Here is an 18,263-nt window from a genome sequence, read left to right on the forward strand (position 1 = left end):
ACCGCCCTGGTCGCCCGCCCCACGCACCACCGGAAACCACTTGAGGAGAACCCGTCATGACCACGCGTGAGGTCGAGCACGAGATCACCATCGGCGCCCCGGCCGCCGCCGTGTACCAGCTGCTCGCGGACGTGACCAACTGGCCGCGCATCTTCCCGCCCACCATCCACGTGGACCGGGTCGAGGCCGAGGGCGACGAGGAGAGGATTCGGATCTGGGCGACCGCCAACGGCCTGCCGAAGAACTGGACCTCGCGGCGCACCCTGGACCCGGAGGGCCTGCGCATCACCTTCCGCCAGGAGGTCCCGGCGGAGCCCGTCAAGCACATGGGCGGCACCTGGATCATCGAGCCGCTCGGCGGGGCGGAGGCCCGCGTCCGGCTCCTGCACGACTACAGCGCCGTCGGCGACGACCCGCACGACCTGCTGTGGATCGAGCGGGCGGTGGACAAGAACAGCACCTCCGAGCTGGCCGCCCTCAAGGCCAACGTCGAGGCGGCCCACGCCGCGGAGACCGAGGAGCTGACCTTCTCGTTCACCGACACCGTCCGGACCGGCGGCTCCGCCAAGGACGCGTTCGACTTCATCAACGAGGCCCAGCTGTGGGCCGAGCGGCTCCCGCACGTGGCCGTGGTGCGCCTCGCCGAGGACACCCCGGGCCTGCAGGAGCTGGAGATGGACACCCGCGCCAAGGACGGCTCGGTGCACACCACCAAGTCGTACCGGGTCGTCTTCCCCCACGCCAAGATCGCCTACAAGCAGGTCACCCTGCCGGCGCTGATGACCCTGCACACCGGCGAGTGGACCTTCGTCGAGACAGACGCCGGCACCGACGTCTCCTCGCAGCACACGGTCACCCTCAACACCGAGAACATCGCGCGCGTCCTCGGCCCCGAAGCCACCGTGGCCGACGCCCGCGAGTACGTCCACACGGCGCTGTCCACCAACAGCTGCGCCACCCTCGCCCACGCGAAGGCCCACGCCGAGTCGAAGGCCTCCTGACCGTGGCGCCCGATTCCGCGGCGGACGGCGCGGAGCCGGCTCCGGGCGGCACGCGCCGCCCGGACCGGCTCGACACCCAGGTCCTCGTCGTCGGGGCCGGCCCCGTCGGGCTGATGCTCGCCGCCGAGCTGGCCCGCGGCGGCGTGGACGTCGTCGTGGTGGAGCGGCGCAAGGGCCCCTCCACCGAGTCCCGGGCCTCCACGCTGCACGCCCGCACCATGGAGATCCTCGACGCGCGGGAGCTGCTGCCCGACGTCGGCACGCCGCCGAACGAGCCACGCGGCCACTTCGGCGGCCTCCCCCTCGACCTCACCCTGCCCGGTCCCCACCCCGGGCAGTGGAAGGTGCCGCAGACCAGGACCGAGGCGGTCCTGGAGGAGTGGGCGCTCTCCCTCGGCGTCGACATCCGGTGCGGCCACGAGCTGGCCGCGGCCGGTGAGGTCGGCGACCACGTCGAGGCCGAGGCCGTCGGGCGCGACGGGGTGCTGCGGCTGCGGGCCCGCTACCTGGTCGCCTGCGACGGCGAGGACAGCACCGTACGACGGCTGACCGGGGCCGGGTTCCCCGGCCACGACGCCGTACGGGAGCTGCTGCGGGCCGACGTCGAGGGCATCGACGTCCCCGACCGGCGCTTCCAGCGCCTGGAGCGAGGGCTCGCCGTCGCCTGGCGCAACGACAGGGGCGTCACCCGCGTCATGGCGCACGAGTTCGGCTCCACCGCGCGCCCGCGCACCTCGGCCCCCTCGTTCGAGGAGGTCGCGACCGTCTGGAAGCGCGTCACCGGGGAGGACATCAGCGGCGGCACACCGCTGTGGGTGAACTCCTTCGGCGACGCCTCCCGGCAGCTGGCCTCCTACCGGCACGGGCGGATTCTGTTCGCGGGGGACGCCGCGCACCGGCAGATGCCGATCGGCGGCCAGGCCCTCAACCTCGGCCTGCAGGACGCCTTCAACCTGGGCTGGAAGCTCGCGCTCACCGTACGTGGGCAGGCGCCCGAGAGCCTCCTCGACACCTACCACGAGGAGCGGCACGCGGTGGGCCGCCGGGTCCTGGCCGACATCGAGGCCCAGGCCCTGCTTCTGCTCGGCGGCCCGGAGGCGGAACCGCTGCGCGCCCTGCTGGGCGAGCTGGTCGCCCTGGAGGAGGTACGGGACCACCTGGCCGGGATGATCAGCGGACTCGACGTGCGCTACCCGGTCCCGGGCCCCGCACACCCGCTGCTCGGCGCCCGGCTGCCGCACACCGCCGTACGGACCGGCGGCCGCGAGCTCACCACGGCCGAACTGCTGCGGCCCCGCGGCGGACTGCTGCTCGTCCTGGGCGGCACCGGCGTACGGCTGCCCGGCGGCTGGGCCGACCGCGTCACGGCCGTCGCCGGCGAGGTGGGGCCCGGTTCCCCGACGGGGGAGACCGGCGCCCTGCTCGTACGGCCCGACGGTCACGTGGCGTGGGCGGGCCGGACCGAGGACGGCCTTGCCGAGGCCCTTGAACGGTGGTTCGGGCCGGCCCGGAACTAGAGCGTGTTTCGAAAGTAGCGCCGGAGGCCCGGGGCGCGCGGCGCCCCGGCCCCGGGCCCACGGAACCGGTCCGGAACGGGCGCCCGGCCGTACACCGGACGCCGGCCGCGCGCCCGGCCGGACCGAGGACGCGTCCGCCCTCCGGGGCGGACGCGTCCGCACCCACCCACCCCCCACGAAGCCAGTGCCCAGCGATCCCCACTGCAAGGAAGGACACCCCATGAAAGGGACAGCCGCGGACGCCGACGTCATCGTCGTCGGAGCCGGTCCGACCGGACTGATGCTCGCCGGCGAACTGCGCCTGGGCGGAGCCCGCGTCGTCGTGATCGAGAAGCTGGCTGCGCCGACCGGGCAGTCCCGCGGCCTGGGCTTCACCGCCCGTGCCATGGAGGTGTTCGACGAGCGCGGGCTGCTGCCCCGGTTCGGCCAGGGCGAGACCCTCGCCACCAGCCCCATGGGGCACTTCGGCGGGGCCCAGTTCGACTTCACCGTGCTGGAGGACGCGCACTTCGGCGCCCGCGGCATCCCGCAGGGGGAGACCGAGGCCGTGCTGGAGGGCTGGGCCGTCGAGCTCGGCGCCGACGTCCGGCGCGGCTGGGAGTTCCTCTCCCTCGCCGACGGCTTCCTCGACGGGGACCACGCCGAGATCACCGTCCGGACGCCCGAAGGCACCGAACAGCGACTGCGCGCCGCGTACCTGGTGGCCGCCGACGGGGGCGCCAGCCGGGTCCGCAGGGCCGCCGGGTTCGAGTTCCCCGGCACCGACGCCACCCAGGGCATGTACCTCGCCGACGTCACCGGCTGCGCGCTGCGGCCCCGGTTCCTCGGCGAGCGCCTGAACAACGGCATGGTGATGGCCGCCCCGCTCGCCGAGGGCGTGGACCGGATCATCGTCTGCCCCGACGGCACGCCCGCGCACGACCGCGAGCGGACCGTCACGTTCGAGGAGGTCGCGGCGGCCTGGCAGGCCATCACCGGCGAGGACATCTCGCATGGCGGCGCCGACTGGGTCTCCTCCTTCACCAACGCCACCCGCCAGGCCTCCGCGTACCGGCGCGGCCGGGTGTTCGTGGCCGGCGACGCGGCGCACATCCACCTCCCGGCCGGCGGCCAGGGCCTGAGCGCGGGCGTGCAGGACGCGGCCAACCTCGGCTGGAAGCTCGCCGCCGTGGTCCGCGGCGACGCCCCCGGGGCGCTGCTGGACACCTACCACGCCGAGCGGTGGCCGGTCGGCCGCCGGCTGCTGGCCAACACCCGGGCCCAGGGGGTGGTCTTCCTCGGCGGAGCGGAGTCGGACCCGCTGCGCGAGCTGTTCTCCGAGCTGGTCCGGTACGACGACGTCAAGCGGCACCTGGCCGGTGCGGTCAGCCACCTCGACATCCGCTACGACCTCGGGGCAGGCGAGGACGCCCACCCGCTGGTCGGCCGCCGGATGCCGCCGCGTCCGCTGGTCGACGCGGACGGCGGGCAGCACCGCGTCGCGCAACTGCTGCGCACGGGCCGGGCCGTGCTGCTCGACCTCGCCGACGACGCCGGGGTGCGCCGTGCGGCGGCCGGACACCTGGGCCGCCTCGACGTGCACACCGTGTCCGCCAAGCCGGTCGACGGCCCGGACGTGCTGGCCGGCGCCGGCGCGCTGCTGGTCCGCCCCGACGGGTACGTGGCCTGGGCGGGCGGTTTTGCGCGGGGCCTGACGGCCGCGCTGGAGCGGTGGCTCGGACCCGCCGCCCCCTGACCGTTCCCGGGGCAACGGCACGGAAGCCGGCGGGGTGCGTACGCGAGAACCGCGTACGCACCCCGCCGGCTTCCGTACGGGCCCGGCGGCCCGCCGCGTGCGGTGCCCCGGAACGGCGCGGGGCCCCGGTTCCGCGCCGGGGGAGCGCGGAACCGGGGCCCGTCCGGAGGGCGTCAGACGGCGACGGCCTCGACGACCGAGACGGCCGCGGCGGTCTCGACGACCCGCTCCAGCCGGAAGCCGGCCTTCGCCACCAGCTCCGCGTACTGCGACCGGGTGCGCTCCCTGCCGCCCACGAGCAGCAGCAGCCACAGGTCGACGAGCTTGCCCGAGTGCGGCTCGTTGCCCTTCTCCGGAACCACCATCTCGACAAGCAGGAGCTTGCCGCCCGGCTTGACCGCGGCGCGCACGTTCCGGAGGATCTGCAGCGCCTGCTCCTCGGGCCAGTCGTGCACGATGTGCTTGAGGACGTACGCGTCCGCGCCCGCCGGCATCGGCTCGAACAAGTCGCCGTCGGCCAGGGTCACGCGGTCCGCGACCCCCTGCGCCTCCAGGAACTCCGCCGCGCCGTTCCCGGCGACACGCGGGTCCGACAGGATGCCCTTGGTGTCCGGAGCACTGTTCAGAATGCCGGCCAGCAGCGCGCCGTTGGCGCCGCAGAAGTCCAGGACCGTACCGAACTGCGAGAAGTCGTACGCGGCCACGACCGGGTCGGTCTCGGTGGCGGACATGTTGCCCATTCCGCCGATGAACACCGCGCCGTACTCCGGGTTCTGCATGAAGTATTCGAAGGCGCCCGCACCACGCCGCTTCGGAAGGCTGGGCTCGCCGGTCCGCACGGAATCCAGGAATCCGTCCCAGTCCTCCCAGTGCGTCGGGTGGCCCATCAGCACACAGAGGTCGCGCATCGTCGCCGGGTGGTCGGCGCGCAGCGCGTCGGCCATCGGCGTCAGCGCCCAGCGGCCGTCCTCCCGGCCCTCGAACACGCCCTGGCTCGCGAGGAGGCGCAGCACCCGCTCCAGCGCCCCGGCGTCCGCGCCGACCTCCGCCGCGACCTCCGCGACCGGTCGCGGACCGGCCTGCAGGGCCTCGGCCACACGCAGCTCGGCGACGGCGTACAGGGCCTGGGTCACCATCGAACCCATGGCCAGTTCGAGCAGGGCGAACGGGGGCGGGGCCAGCTCCCGGACCTGCTTCTGCAGGTCCGCCCGGGTCCTCTCCGCGGCGCGGACGACTTCGGGGGGTGGCACAGCAGGCATGGTTCCTCCAGGGCAGAAGAGCGAGAACTCTGTCCCAACCGCCGGAAGGGACCCGTCACGCCACGGTAGGCAGGAGGGGTGGACCCGCCCTGGAAAGCGACTCGGACGCATCTGGAGCGGGGCGGTGGCCTCGTACACGAGGAGGCAGGCCGCCGCCTGACGGCCGGCCCAGAACCGCTCGGCGGCCGCTCGACGTGGGCCGGAGACCGGTTCGTCCGGGGCGCGGCAGTCGGCATCCTGGGCCCGGCGCCGCGTTGCGGGGTCCGACGCCCCTGCATCGCCCCTCGACCCCCCTGGTCTTCTCTGATGATCCCAACCGTCTGTACGGAGGAATCGAAAATGGCAAAGAGCGCGATCATCGTGGGCGCCGGGCCGGTCGGTCTGATGCTCGCGGGGGAACTGCGGCTCGGCGGCGCGGACGTCGTCGTCTACGACAGACTTCCCGCCCCCAGCGGCGAGTCGCGCGGCCTCGGGTTCACCAGCCGTACCGCGGAGGTCTTCGAGCAGCGCGGGCTGCTCGGCAGGCTCGGCGACATCCGCTGGGGCAAGCAGGGCCACTACGGCGGCGTCCGCATCGACTTCTCCCTCCTGGACGAGAGCCACTTCGGCATCATGGGCCTGGCCCAGTCCGTCACCGAGGACATGCTCGGCCGCTGGGTCGGCGAGCTCGGCGTCGAGGTGCGCCGCGGCTACACGCTGACCACCCTGACCGAGACCGAGGACGGCGTGGTCGCCGGCTTCCAGGGCCCCGACGGGCACACCGAGGCCACCGGCACGTACGTCATCGGCTGCGACGGCGGCAAGTCCACCGTGCGGACCCTGGCCGGCATCGACTTCCCCGGCGACGAGGCCACCCGCGGCATGTACCTGGCCGACGTCGTCGGCGCGAACGTGCGCATGAGGCCCATCGGCGAGCGCATCGAGGGCGGCGGCATGGTGCTGTCCGTCACCCTGGAGCCGGGTGTGGACCGCATCGTCATCCACGAGCCCGGCGTACGCCCGCACCACGGCGAGGGCGAGCTGGAGTTCTCGGAGCTCGCCGACGCCTGGCAGCGCATGACGGGCGAGGACATCCACGGCGCCTCCGCCTCCTGGATGTGCGCCCTGACCAACGCCACCGGCCTCGCCGCCCAGTACCGCAAGGGCCGCATCCTCCTGGCCGGCGACGCCGCCCACGACCACGCGCCGCTCGGCGCCCAGGGCGTCAGCGTCGGTCTCCAGGACGCCGTCAACCTCGGGTGGAAGCTCGCCGCCGTGCTCACCGGCCGGGCGCCCGAGTCCCTGCTCGACAGCTACCACGCCGAGCGCCACCCGGTCGGCGAGGAGTTGATGCGCGACGTGCACTCCATGTCGCTGCTGTACCTCTCCGGCGAGGAGATGGAGCCGCTGCGCGCCGTCGTACGCGAACTCGTCACGCTGCCCGAGGCCGCCCGGCGGCTCGCGGGCCGCGTCTCCGGACTCCACATCACATACGACATGGGCCCCGGGGAACACCCCCTCCTGGGGCTGCGCCTGGCCCCGCACCGCGCCGTCGAGCGCGCCGACGGCAGCCGTACGACGGTCGCCGAACTCCTGCACGGAGCGCGCGGCGTGCTCATCGTCACGGACGGGGACGGCGGCCCGGCCGAACTCGCCGCGCGCTGGGCCGGCCGCGTCGACGTCGTCACCGGCGCCTGGGCCGACCAGGAGGCCGACCACCACGACGCCCCGCACGCCGTGCTGGTCCGCCCCGACGGCTACATCGCCTGGGTGTCGCCGGAGGGCGGCGACCTCGAAACCGCCCTCACCCGCTGGTTCGGGGCGCCCGCGGCCGTGTGACGGCCCTTCGCGGCCGGTACCCGCCGGCCGTCCCGCTGACCACCGCCGACCTGGCGCTGCCCGTGCACGGCAGCTTTGATGTTGAGGAGTAGAACATGGCAAAGGGCGCGATCATCGTCGGCGCCGGGCCGGTCGGGCTGATGCTCGCCGGCGAACTGAGACTGGGCGGCGTGGACGTCGTCGTCTACGACAGACTGCCCGCCCCCAGCGGCGAGTCCCGCGGCGTGGGCTTCACCCGCCGCGCGGCCGAGGTCTTCGACCAGCGCGGCCTGCTGGAGCGCTTCGGCGACGTCGAGTGGGCCCAGGGCCACTTCGGCGGGGTCCACATCGACTTCTCCAAGCTGGACGACAACCACTTCAGCGTCCGCGGCATCCCGCAGTTCCGCACCGAGGAGATCCTGGAGAGCCGGCTGAAGGAACTGGGCGTCGAGGTCCGCCGCCGGCACGAGGTGCTCGGCTTCCGCGAGACCGAGGACGGCGTCGTCGTCGAGTACGAGGGCCCCGACGGCCGCGGCGAGGAGAGCGCCGGCTACCTGGTCGGCTGCGACGGCGCCCGCAGCATCGTCCGCCGGCTCGCCGGCATCGACTTCCCCGGCTGGGAGCCCACCCGCGGGATGTACATGGCCGACGTCGTCGGGGCGGACGTACGCCAGCGCCCCATCGGCGAGCGCGTGCCCGGCGGCATGGTCATGGCATTCAACCTGGAGGACGGCGTCCACCGGATCGTCATCCACAACGAGTCGCTGCGCCCGCCGGAGGACAAGAGCGGCCTCACGTTCGAGACCATCGCCGACGCCTGGCAGGACATGACCGGCGAGCGCCTGCACGACGCCGAGGTCCGCTGGATCAGCTCCTTCACCGACACCACCCGCCAGGCCGCCCAGTACCGCAAGGGCCGGATCTTCCTGGCCGGCGACGCCACCCACATCCATATGCCGGCCGGCGCGCAGGGCATGAGCGTGGGCGTGCAGGACGCGGCCAACCTCGGCTGGAAGCTGGCGGCCGCCGTCAACGGCTGGGCGCCCGAGGGCCTCCTCGACACCTACCAGTCCGAGCGGCACCCGGTCGGGGAACTGCTCATGCGCAACACCCGCGCCCAGACCAAGCTCTACCTCTCCGGCGAGGAGATGGAGCCGCTGCGCGCCGTCATGCAGGAACTCGTCCAGGACGCCGCGGTGGCCCGACACCTGGCGGGCCAGGTCTCCGGCCTCGACATCCGCTACGACATGGGCGCCGGCACCCACCCGCGGCTCGGCCTGCGGCTGCGCCCCGACACCCCGCTCAAGCTCGCTGACGGCACCCCCGCCACCGTGCGGGACCTCCTCGAACCGGCCCGGGGCGTGCTGTTCGTGACCCCGGCGGCCGCCGACGCCGGCACGCTGCTCGACACCGCGGCGCACTGGGCGGACCGGGTCGACGCCGTCACCGGCGACTGGGCCGACGCCGAGGACGTCCGCCCGGACACCCCGCACGCGCTGCTGGTCCGTCCCGATGGGTACATCGCCTGGGCCGCGCCGGAGGGGGCCGGTCTGCGGGAGGCGCTGGAGCGCTGGTTCGGAACCGCCTGAGCGACGCCCGGCGTTCCGGCCGCCCCCGAGTCGGCCCGGGACGGGAACTCCCCGCCGCCGCGTCCGCGGCGCGCGGGGAGTTCCCGCGCCTACCGGGGTGGGCCGGGACACCCCGCCACCCCGGTCTGCCGCCGCCTGCCGGGATGTACCCGCCACGAACGTCCCGGCCGGACCGGAAGACGTCCGGGACCGGCCCAGGAGGGTTCTTCCACCGGTATCCGAGCCCTGGTTGAGCGCCACCGCCGACCGTGGGCGGACACCACCCTGACCCTCGGGGAGCAGGCGGGGCCGGCACACCGGCGGGGCCTACGCGGCGGCGCCGCGGTCCAGCCGTCCCCCCGTCTCCTGAGCGGAGTGCTTCGTGAGCAGCGGACGTATGGAAGTGTGCCTTGTCGGCGCCGGACCGCGCGGGCTGTCCGTACTGGAACGGCTCTGCGCGCAGGAGCGGAAGTCCCCACGCTGGGACCGCCTGACCGTGCACGTCGTGGACCCGGACCCGCCGGGATCGGGCCGGGTCTGGCGGCCCTCCCAGTCCCGGCACCTCCTGATGAACACCGTCGCCTCCCAGGTCACCGTCTACACGGACGCCGGCGTCGTCATCGAGGGGCCGCTGGAGGAGGGCCCGAGCCTGTACCAGTGGGCCAAGGCGCTGGGGCCCAGCGCGCTCATGCCGGGCGCGGGCGCCCCTTACGACGACGAGACCCTCGCCGAGGCCCGTGACCTGGGCCCGGACACCTACCCCACCCGTGCCCTCTACGGCCAGTACCTGACCTGGGTGTTCGGGCAGGTGACCGCCGCCGCGGCCGCGCACACCACCGTCCGCGTGCACGCCTCCCGGGCAGTGGCCCTCGACGAGGAGGACGGACCCGGCACGGGCACCGGCGGCGCGCAGACCGTGGTCCTGGAGAACGGCATCCGGCTGACCGGCCTGGGCGCCGTGGTCCTCGCGCAGGGCCACGTCCCGGTGCGGCCGGCCGGCCCGGAGCGGGAGTTCGCCGCGTTCGCCGCCCGGCACGGGCTGACCTACCTCGCACCCGCCAACCCGGCGGACGTCGACCTGTCGGCCGTCGCCCCGGGCGAGAGCGTGCTGCTGCGCGGCCTCGGCCTGAACTTCTTCGACTACATGGCGCTGTTCACGCACGCCCGCGGCGGGGTGTTCGAGCGCGTCGACGGCCGCCTGGTGTACCGGCCCTCGGGCCGCGAGCCCCGGATGTACGCCGGCTCCCGGCGCGGCGTGCCGTACCAGGCGCGCGGCGACAACGAGAAGGGCGCGCACGGCCGCTACCACCCGCGGCTGCTGACCGCCGCGTTCGTGGCGGGACTGCGTGCCCGGGTGAGCGCCGGCGAACCGATCCGCTTCGGCACCGAACTGTGGCCCCTGGTCTCCAAGGAGGTGCGCACCGTCTACTACGAGGCGCTGCTCGCGCGGCGGGCGGCGCCGGCCGAGGTGGCCGCGTTCGCGGAGGCGTTCCTGCACGCCGGGGAGGGCGCCGAGGAGGAACGGGTGCTCGCCGGGGCCGGAGTCGCCGACGACGAGCGCTGGGACTGGGACGCGGTCGCCCACCCGCACGGCGGGCGGACCTTCCCGGACCCGGCCTCCTTTCGCCGCTGGCTGCGCGGCTACCTGGACGAGGACGTGCGCCGGGCCCGGGAGGGCAACGTCAGCGGCCCGTTCAAGGCGGCCCTGGACCTGCTGCGGGACCTGCGCAACGAGCTGCGCCTGGCGATCGACCACGGCGGTCTCGACGCCGACTCCCACCGCGACGAGCTGGACCGCTGGTACACCCCGCTCAACGCCTACCTGTCGATCGGCCCGCCGGTCTCCCGCATCGAGGAGATGGCCGCGCTGATCGACGCCGGGATTCTCGACGTGACCGGTCCGGGGCTGCGGGTCGCCGCCGACGCGCACGACCCCGGCGGCCCGGCCTTCGTCGGCACCTCTGCGAACGTCGCCGGACTGCGGGTACGGGCCACGACGCTGATCGAGGCCCGGCTGCCCGAGACCGACGTACGGCGCACCGCCGACCCGCTGATGCGACGGCTGCTGAGCACCGGTCAGGCCCGCACCCACCGTGTCCCGGGCGCGGGCGGCTCGTCGTACGAGACCGGCGGCCTGGCCGTGTCCGAGCGTCCCTGCCACCTGCTGGACGCCCAGGGAGCGCCGCACCCGCGGCGGTTCGCCTACGGGGTGCCCACCGAGTCCGTGCGCTGGGTGACCGCGGCCGGCATCCGGCCGGGCGTGGGATCGGTGACGCTGGAGGACTCCGACGCCATCGCGGCGGCCGTACTGGCGCTGCCGGAGCCGCCCGCCGCGGCGCTGAGCTCCGGGGCCCCGGCGGTCGCGGCGGGCCCGGCGCTTGCCGCCAACTCCGGTGCGGGGGCCACCGCATGAGCCCGGTCGCCGGCCGCCCCGCGGACCCGGACACCGGGCTGCTGTCCCCGGTCCGGGCGGGGACCCCCGTCGAGGCCGCCGTCGCCGACACCGCCTGGATTCAGGCGATGCTCGACGCGGAGGCCGCGCTGGCCCGCGCCCAGGCACGGTGCGGCACGGTCCCGGCCGCCGCGGCCGCCGCGATCACCGCCGCCGCCCGGGCGGAGGACTTCGACGCGCGGGAGCTGGCGCTGGCCTCGCGGGAGACCGCGAACCCGGTGGTGGGCCTGGTCGCGGCCCTCACCGCCCGGGTCGCGGCCCGCGCGCCCCGGGCGGCGGAGTACGTCCACCGGGGTTCCACCAGCCAGGACGTCTTCGACACCGGCGCGATGCTGGTCGCGACCCGGGCCCTGCGCCTGATCATCGCGGACCTCGAAGCGGTGGCCGACACCCTGGCCGCCCTGGCGGCCGGCCACCGCGACACGGTGATGGCCGGCCGCACCCTCGCCCTGCACGCCGTACCCACCACCTTCGGGCTGAAAGCGGCCGGCTGGCGCCAGCTGGTCCTGGACTCCGCCGCGCGCCTGGAGCGCCTGGCCGACGGCGGGCTGCCGGTCTCCCTGGGCGGCGCGGCCGGAACGCTGGCCGGCTACCTCCAGTACGCGGGCGACGGCGCCGACCCGGCGGCCGTCCTCGACGACCTGGTGGCTGCCTTCGCGGACGAGACCGGGCTGACCGCGCCGGTGCTGCCCTGGCACGCGCTGCGCACCCCGGTCGCCGACCTCGGCGCGGCCCTCGCGCACACCGCCGGGGCGCTGGGCAAGATCGCCGCGGACGTGCTGGTACTGGCCCGCACCGAGATCGGGGAGGTCGCCGAGCCGGCGGCGGCAGGGCGGGGCGCCTCCTCGGCGATGCCGCACAAACGCAACCCGGTGCTCTCGACACTGATCCGCTCCGCCGCCCTCCAGGTCCCGGCGCTGGCCGCCGTCCTCGCCCAGTGCCTGCCGCACGAGGACGAACGGTCGGCGGGCGTCTGGCACGCCGAATGGCAGCCGCTGCGCGAGGCGCTGCGGCTGACCGGCGGGGCCGCGCACACCGCAGTGGAACTGGTCGGCGGACTCACCGTGAACCCCGAACGGATGGCGGCCAACCTCGCGGCCACCGGCGGACAGATCGTCTCCGAGCGGGTCTCCGCCGTGCTCGCCCCGCGGCTGGGCAAGGCGGCCGCCAAGGAGCTGCTGACCCGGGCGTCGCTGCGGGCGGCCGAGACGGCCCGCCCGCTGGCCGCCGTACTGGCGGAGTCCGACGCGCTGAGGGGGGTGCTCACGGCTGCGGAGCTGACCGCGCTGCTCGACCCGGCCGGCTACACCGGGGCGGCCGGGCCGCTGGTCGACCGGGCGCTGGACGCCGGCCGCCCCGGCGCCCGCACCTGAGGAATCCGGTTCACGGCGCGAGGGACGGGGCGTCAGACGACGCCGAGGCGGAAACCGACGCCGCGCACGGTGATGATCCAGCCGGGGTCGCCCAGCTTGCCGCGCACACTGCTGACGTGGGTGTCCACGGTGCGGCGCGACCAGGAGTCGCCCCACACCTGCTGGAGCAGCTGCCTGCGCGGGACGACGACGTCGGGATGCTGCGCCAGCAGGCACAGCAGGTCGAACTCCTTTCGCGTGAGCGCGACCGGTGTGCCGTCGACGGTCACCTCGCGGGAGCCCGCGTCGATGCGCAGCCGTCCGTGCCGGATCTCCTGGGCGGGGCCCGCCGCTGCCGCCGGCTGCCACTGCGTACGGCGCGTGACGGCCTCGATCCGGGCCATCAGCTCGCGGATTCCGAAGGGCCTGGTGACGTAGTCGTCCGCGCCCGCCTGGAGTCCGAGCACGCAGTCGGTCTCGGACTTGCGGGAGGTGACGATGATGAGCGGCACCCGGCTGACCGACCGGATCGCCCGGCACACCTCCAGCCCGTCCAGGTCCGGCAGTTCGAGGTCGAGCAGGACGAGGTCGGCGCTGCCGTAGGCCTGCAGGGCCGCGCCGCCGTGGGCCGCCCTGGTACAGGTGTGGCCGTGCCGGCGCAGCTGGTGCGACAGCCCGTCCCCGGCGTCGGCGCCCACGACCAGGACGCGCCGCCCGGAGACCACGGGCGCCGGGCGCGGCACGCTCTGGGCGGGGTTCCGCCGGCCGGGGGACCACACGGCTGGGGATGATCCGGGACGCGCAGGGGGCGTCCGGTGCTCCGGCAGTGCCTGCGCCTGAAGCTGACTCATGCCGCCCCCGGGGTTCGTGGCAAGGCCGGCCCGGTTCGGCCGCCCCGCGCGCCGACGCTAGCGGTGTGCGGTCGATTCCTGGTGCAGGGCCGGTCCAGGGTCCGCCCGGCCGCCCGCCGGTCCGGCCCGGCCCCTACACCGCGAACACCTCGGTGGCGCCGTGGTTCGGGTCGCCCGCCCGCAGGTGCAGCTCGCCCGCCCCGGGCAGCATGACCACCGAGGCCACCGTCCTCTCCAGGCGGTAGATCCCGTGGTCGGCGATGCACACCGGCGGCCGGGACAGCACCGCGAAGTGCTCCTCCGCGCCGGCCCGTGGGCCGAGGCCGGCCAGCCCCTTCGTGACGGCCTCGAGCCGGTCGTCGGAGTTGACGCGGTCGGGGGCCGACTGCCGGTCGAGCGGGGTGAAGTCCTCGTGCAGGTAGTGGTTGGTGTGCACGGCCTCCCCCGCAGCGGGCTCGGTCACCCGCAGCCGGGTCCCGCACACCTCGGCGTACACCGCGCGCCGTCGGTCGCACAGCACCAGGTTGCGCGAGCTGGACAGGGTGAGCCCGGTCAGGATCTCCAGGGCCTCGTCCACGCTCCCGGCACGGTCCAGCAGATGACGGATGGCCAGGTACGGCGTGATACCGGGCCGCCACAGGCCGTCGGTCACCAGGTTCACCCCGATGGCGAGACCGTCGCTGTTCATGCCGAGGTAGCCGAGCAGCCCCGCGAAGCTGAGCACCGTCACCCGGCGCGGCCCGCCCGCCCGGGCCAGCGACAGCACCGCGACATGGCTGTCGATGTCCGCGTTGAGGTCCACCGTCTGCGCCAGCACCGGCAGGCAGGCCGGCCCGGTGCGGGCGTACGCCGTGCAGTCCCCGGCGCTCGGCACCCCGGTGAAGCCCATGACCTCGCGGCGCAGCTGCAGCAGCCACGCCTCGTCCTCGGACACCCCGGCCCCCGCCGCCAGCCCCGCGACCTCCTCGGCGAGGTCGGGGACCGCCGCCGTGATCTCCGCGCGGTAGGCGGTGATCGACGGCAGCAGCCCGGCGAACGTCAGCGGCCGGTCGGCGAGGGGCTGCAGCCGCGCCAGGCCGTCGCGGAGGAAGGCGCGCAGCGGGCCGGCGAGCGCCGCCCCGTGGGCGCGGCCCAGTTCGAAGGGGGTGCCGGCGGCCTTGACGTACGCGACGCTCATGCGGAGGCGGCCGCCTTCTTCGGGCCCCGGGAGAGGGCGTCCAGCACCTGCGGCCACTCGGCGCGCAGGATGCTGTAGAAGACCGCGTCGCGGCGGCGTCCGCCCGGCATGTAGTTGAAGGAGCGCAGGGTGCCCTCCTCCGTGGCGCCGATGTTGCGCAGGCCCTTGCGGGCCTGGACGTTGAGCTCGTCCGTCTTGAACTCCACCCGCTCGGCCTCCAGCACCTCGAAGGAGTGCTGGAGCAGCAGCAGCTTCGCCCAGTGGTTGATGCCCTTGCCGCGGAAGTCGTGGCCCAGCCAGGAGGCCCCGATCTCCAGTCGGCGGTCCTTCTCGGCGAAGCTCAGCAGGCTCATGCTGCCCGCGATCCGGCCGCTCTTCTTGTCGGTGATCACGAACACGGCGCGGCGCCCCGCGGTGTGCTCGGCGAGGTTCGAGTCGAAGAACGCCTCGAAGTCCGTGTCGTCGCCGACGACGACCGTGAAGTAGCGCCAGATCTCGGGGTCGAGGGCTACGGCGCGGACGCCCTCGCGGTCCGCCTCGCCGAGCGGGGTCAGCAGGACGTGCTCGTTCTCCAGCGTGGTGGCGGCTTTCTCGGACCAGCTCATGGTGAGGGACTCCATAGGGCGAAGAGGGGAGGGGGTCGGGGCGAGTCTGAACAGCGGGGCGGCCTTTTCCAAGATCAGTCCGTCAGCGCACGAAGATTCTCCAACCGGTCGTGCACCACGCCGTGGTGGACGAGGAAGTCCTCGGGTTCACGCGGGCTGCTGCGCACGCCCTCCTCGGTCAGGGCCTCGCCGAAGTTCTGTCCGTACTCCGCGGTGCGCCTGGCCGCCGCCTGCACCGCACGGTAGGCCTGGTCGCGTTCGACGCCCGCCTCCAGGAGCTCCACCAGCACCGACGACGAGCACACGAGCCCGTTGGTGGCGGCGATCGAGTCCCGCATGCGGTCCGTGTCGATCCGCAGGTTCTCCAGCAGGTCCGCGGCCCTGACCGTCTGGAAGTGCGCCACCGTCAGCGCGTCCGGCAGCAGCACCTTCTCGACCGCCTGGTGGGCCAGGTCCCGCTCGTGCCACAGCGCCACGTTCTCCAGCGCCGTGCCGGCGTACCCGCGCAGCAGTCGTGCCAGGCCGCACAGCAGCTCGCTGCCCGTCGGATTGGCCTTGTGGGGCATCGCGCTGGAGCCCTGGTAGGCCTCGACGCGCTGCTCCTCGACCTCGCGCACCTCGGTGCGCTGCAACAGCCGCAGTTCCAGGGCGATCTGCTCGATGCAGGCGCCCAGCACGGCCACCGCCTGGACCAGCTGGGCGTGCCGGTCGCGGGCCACGACCTGGCTGGGGGAGGGCTCCAGGCCCAGCCCGAGCCGCTCGCACACGTACTCCTCGACGGCCGGGTCGATCAGCGCGTACGTACCCACCGCGCCGGATATCGTGCCCACCGCGACGGCCTCGCGGGCGGCGGCCAGCCGCTGCAGGGACCGGTCGACGGCGAACGCGTACCCGCCCAGTTTGTGGCCGAGCGTGGTGGGCTCGGCGTGCACGCCGTGGGTACGGCCCACCATCACCGTGTCCCAGTGCTCGAAGGCCCGGTCGACGAGCACCCCGCGCAGCCGCCGGGCGGCGGAGGCGAGCAGGTCCGTGGCGTCGGCCAGGATGGAGCCGAGGGCCGTGTCGACCAGGTCGTAGCTGGTCATGCCGAGATGCACCCAGCGGGCGGAGGACTCCGGCATCTGCTCGGTGTACGCGGTCAGGAAGGAGATCACCTCGTGGTCGCGTTCCTTCTTGATCTCCGCGACCCGGGACGGCAGCGGGGGCACGGCCGCGCGCATGTCGTCGAGGACCGCTTCCGGTACGCGGCCGAGCCGCACCTGCGCCTCGGTCGCGAGGATCTCCACGCGGACATAGGTCTCGTACCGGAACTCGTCCGAGAAGAGGTGCGCCATCTCGGGCAGGGTGAACTGAGGAATCATGGGAAGGCCTTCGTCGGTAGCGGTGGTCGTGGTCGGGGAGCCCGGGCCTCAGAAGGCCGCGAAGTACTCGCGCTGCTCCCACTCGGTGACCTGGCCCGGCGCGGGGGCGGCCTGCAGGGCCCAGGCCTCGTACCGGCGCACCTCGCTCTCCTTGAGCCTGGTCAGACAGGCGGCCAGCGGGTCGCCCAGAAGCCGGGCGGCCCGGCCCGCCGTGAACGCCTCCAGGGCCTCGCGCAGGGACCGCGGGACGGTGTCCGAGCCGTCGCGGGGCCCGTCGGCCGAGCCCCCGTCGAGGCCGTCGAGCCCGGCGAAGAGCTGGGCGGCGATGTTCAGGTACGGGTTCGCGCTCGGCTCGCCGACGCGGTTCTCGATGTGCGCGCCGGCCCCCGAGCCGACGACGCGCAGCATGGCCGTGCGGGACTCCAGGCTCAGGCTCACCCGGGTCGGGGACAGGGCGTGCTGCGCGCCCAGGCGCTGGTAGCCGTTCACCGTGGGAACCGACAGCAGGAACAGGTCGCGCAGCCAGTCCCGCAGGCCCTCGGCGTACGCCTTGCTCGTGGGGGAGAGCCCCGCCGACAGACCCTCGGCGCCGAAGACGTTGCGGCCGGTGGCGGTCTCCAGGACGGACTGGTTCAGGTGCCAGCCACTCGGGTCCGCCCCGGCGATCGCCGGCTGCGACATGAACGAGGCGTGCAGACCCCGGGCCGCGCACCAGCGCTTGGTGAAGACGCGGAAGAAGAGCATCGCATCGGCCGTGTCCAGCGCCGACATGGGGTCGAACGTGGTCTCGACCTGCCCGGGGCCCATCTCGTGCTCCATCGACCGCACCGGCAGCCCCAGGCCGAGCAGGGCGAGGGCCAGCGGGTCGGTGACCGGGGCGACCGTGTCGTACGCGGCGTCCAGGTTGAACTGGTAGCCCGCGTTCATCGCGGCCACCCGCGGGGCCGGGCCCTGCAGGCCGAAGCCGTTGCCCTCGTTGCCCGGCTCGTCGTCCAGCCGGCGCGCCAGGTACCACTCGACCTCCAGGCCGAGCACGGGCGTCAGCCCGCGGTCGGCGTAGCGGTCCAGCACCTGGTGCAGCACGTGCCGCGAGGACAGCGGGTGGGGGCGGCCGTCGCGCAGGTACTCGTCGCCGATCACCCAGGCCGTGCGCGCCCCCTCGCCGGGCAGCACCAGGAAGGTCAGCGGGTCGGGCACCAGCACGAAGTTGCCCAGGCCGGCGATCTCGTCGACGCCGATGCCGTGCGCGCCCCGGTAGTCCACCGCCGTGGCGCAGGCGGTGTCCTTCAGGAACGGGCCGGGGCTGTAGTTCATGCCGTTGCGCAGCACCCCGCGGAAGGTGCGGGCGGTCAGCGTCTTGGAGCGCACCAGACCGTGCGGGTCGCCCCACACCAGACGGACGAGGTCGATCCCGTCCAGCCCGGCCTCGATCCGCTCGGCGGCAGCCGACCGGTCGTCGTCCCACAGCCCGTGTACGGCGACGAACGCGTGGCTCCCGACGCTGCCCTCCGTGGCAGGGGCCGACCATGATCTGGAGTACATGAGGGGCTTCCTTACCGTCGGAGGGCCGAGAGGGGGCGTGCCGGGG

At 74.4% G+C, this 18,263-nt stretch carries 13 protein-coding genes; 7 read left to right on the forward strand and 6 right to left on the reverse strand.

Features of this window, described 5'->3' with window-relative positions; translation table 11 throughout:
• Positions 1 to 56 precede the first annotated feature (56 nt).
• The 3 genes from E6P78_RS11545 to E6P78_RS11555 all read left to right on the forward strand — a co-directional run bounded on the left by E6P78_RS11545 (position 57) and on the right by E6P78_RS11555 (position 4,253).
• Positions 57 to 1,001, forward strand: coding sequence for an aromatase/cyclase (locus E6P78_RS11545; protein WP_136203451.1), 945 nt, complete (start codon positions 57 to 59; stop codon positions 999 to 1,001).
• 2 nt (positions 1,002 to 1,003) lie between these two features.
• Positions 1,004 to 2,518 (forward strand): FAD-dependent oxidoreductase, encoded by a 1,515-nt coding sequence (locus tag E6P78_RS11550; RefSeq protein ID WP_276607216.1) that lies wholly within the window; start codon positions 1,004 to 1,006, stop codon positions 2,516 to 2,518.
• A gap of 220 nt (positions 2,519 to 2,738) precedes the next feature.
• Positions 2,739 to 4,253, forward strand: a complete 1,515-nt coding sequence (locus E6P78_RS11555) for an FAD-dependent monooxygenase (protein WP_136203452.1) — start codon at positions 2,739 to 2,741, stop codon at positions 4,251 to 4,253.
• 173 nt (positions 4,254 to 4,426) lie between these two features.
• Here the strand turns inward: E6P78_RS11555 and E6P78_RS11560 are convergent, their stop codons facing one another.
• On the reverse strand, positions 4,427 to 5,512 hold the full coding sequence (locus E6P78_RS11560) for a methyltransferase (RefSeq protein ID WP_136203453.1): 1,086 nt from the start codon (positions 5,510 to 5,512) through the stop codon (positions 4,427 to 4,429).
• 339 nt (positions 5,513 to 5,851) lie between these two features.
• Between E6P78_RS11560 and E6P78_RS11565 the strand changes: the two genes are divergently transcribed.
• From E6P78_RS11565 to pcaB, 4 genes are all read left to right on the forward strand, one after another.
• Positions 5,852 to 7,330 carry an FAD-dependent monooxygenase gene (locus tag E6P78_RS11565; protein ID WP_136203454.1) on the forward strand — a complete coding sequence of 493 codons (1,479 nt, stop codon included), beginning with the start codon at positions 5,852 to 5,854 and terminating at the stop codon, positions 7,328 to 7,330.
• A 95-nt stretch (positions 7,331 to 7,425) separates the two neighbouring features.
• Positions 7,426 to 8,898, forward strand: a complete 1,473-nt coding sequence (locus E6P78_RS11570; RefSeq protein ID WP_136203455.1) for an FAD-dependent monooxygenase — start codon at positions 7,426 to 7,428, stop codon at positions 8,896 to 8,898.
• Between the two features lie 376 nt (positions 8,899 to 9,274).
• A complete protein-coding gene (locus tag E6P78_RS11575) occupies positions 9,275 to 11,290 on the forward strand; it encodes an FAD/NAD(P)-binding protein (protein ID WP_136203548.1) in 2,016 nt (671 codons plus the stop codon).
• Positions 11,287 to 12,702 (forward strand): 3-carboxy-cis,cis-muconate cycloisomerase, encoded by a 1,416-nt coding sequence (gene pcaB, locus E6P78_RS11580; protein ID WP_136203456.1) that lies wholly within the window; start codon positions 11,287 to 11,289, stop codon positions 12,700 to 12,702. Before E6P78_RS11575 ends, pcaB begins: the two co-directional genes overlap by 4 nt.
• 32 nt (positions 12,703 to 12,734) lie before the next feature.
• On the opposite strand, the gene E6P78_RS11585 is transcribed toward pcaB, so the two are convergent.
• The 5 genes from E6P78_RS11585 to E6P78_RS11605 form a co-directional block, all read right to left on the reverse strand.
• Entirely contained in the window at positions 12,735 to 13,355 is a 621-nt protein-coding gene (locus E6P78_RS11585; protein WP_240799163.1) for a winged helix-turn-helix domain-containing protein, read from the reverse strand.
• 310 nt (positions 13,356 to 13,665) lie between these two features.
• The gene (locus E6P78_RS11590) at positions 13,666 to 14,709 is read right to left on the reverse strand and encodes a C45 family peptidase (protein ID WP_136203458.1); all 1,044 of its coding nucleotides are present in this window, start codon (positions 14,707 to 14,709) and stop codon (positions 13,666 to 13,668) included.
• On the reverse strand, positions 14,706 to 15,314 hold the full coding sequence (locus E6P78_RS11595) for a GNAT family N-acetyltransferase (RefSeq protein ID WP_136203459.1): 609 nt from the start codon (positions 15,312 to 15,314) through the stop codon (positions 14,706 to 14,708). The genes E6P78_RS11590 and E6P78_RS11595 overlap by 4 nt, the downstream gene beginning before the upstream one ends.
• 74 nt (positions 15,315 to 15,388) lie before the next feature.
• Complete coding sequence (purB, locus tag E6P78_RS11600) at positions 15,389 to 16,675, reverse strand: adenylosuccinate lyase (protein ID WP_206307787.1); 1,287 nt, start codon at positions 16,673 to 16,675, stop codon at positions 15,389 to 15,391.
• A 48-nt stretch (positions 16,676 to 16,723) separates the two neighbouring features.
• A complete protein-coding gene (locus tag E6P78_RS11605; protein WP_136203460.1) occupies positions 16,724 to 18,217 on the reverse strand; it encodes a glutamine synthetase family protein in 1,494 nt (497 codons plus the stop codon).
• Positions 18,218 to 18,263 lie beyond the last annotated feature (46 nt).

Origin of the sequence: Streptomyces sp. A0958 (assembly GCF_004795035.1) — a bacterium.
Lineage (GTDB): Bacteria > Actinomycetota > Actinomycetes > Streptomycetales > Streptomycetaceae > Streptomyces.

What these genes read in the sequence shown, in the direction of transcription:
- E6P78_RS11545 (WP_136203451.1), top strand. Translation starts at nt 57, where the DNA reads ATGACCACGCGTGAGGTCGAGCACGAGATCACCATCGGCGCCCCGGCC.
- E6P78_RS11555 (WP_136203452.1), top strand. Translation starts at nt 2,739, where the DNA reads ATGAAAGGGACAGCCGCGGACGCCGACGTCATCGTCGTCGGAGCCGGT.
- E6P78_RS11560 (WP_136203453.1), bottom strand. Translation starts at nt 5,512, where the DNA reads ATGCCTGCTGTGCCACCCCCCGAAGTCGTCCGCGCCGCGGAGAGGACC.
- E6P78_RS11565 (WP_136203454.1), top strand. Translation starts at nt 5,852, where the DNA reads ATGGCAAAGAGCGCGATCATCGTGGGCGCCGGGCCGGTCGGTCTGATG.
- E6P78_RS11570 (WP_136203455.1), top strand. Translation starts at nt 7,426, where the DNA reads ATGGCAAAGGGCGCGATCATCGTCGGCGCCGGGCCGGTCGGGCTGATG.
- E6P78_RS11575 (WP_136203548.1), top strand. Translation starts at nt 9,275, where the DNA reads ATGGAAGTGTGCCTTGTCGGCGCCGGACCGCGCGGGCTGTCCGTACTG.
- pcaB (WP_136203456.1), top strand. Translation starts at nt 11,287, where the DNA reads ATGAGCCCGGTCGCCGGCCGCCCCGCGGACCCGGACACCGGGCTGCTG.
- E6P78_RS11590 (WP_136203458.1), bottom strand. Translation starts at nt 14,709, where the DNA reads ATGAGCGTCGCGTACGTCAAGGCCGCCGGCACCCCCTTCGAACTGGGC.
- E6P78_RS11595 (WP_136203459.1), bottom strand. Translation starts at nt 15,314, where the DNA reads ATGAGCTGGTCCGAGAAAGCCGCCACCACGCTGGAGAACGAGCACGTC.
- purB (WP_206307787.1), bottom strand. Translation starts at nt 16,675, where the DNA reads ATGATTCCTCAGTTCACCCTGCCCGAGATGGCGCACCTCTTCTCGGAC.
- E6P78_RS11605 (WP_136203460.1), bottom strand. Translation starts at nt 18,217, where the DNA reads ATGTACTCCAGATCATGGTCGGCCCCTGCCACGGAGGGCAGCGTCGGG.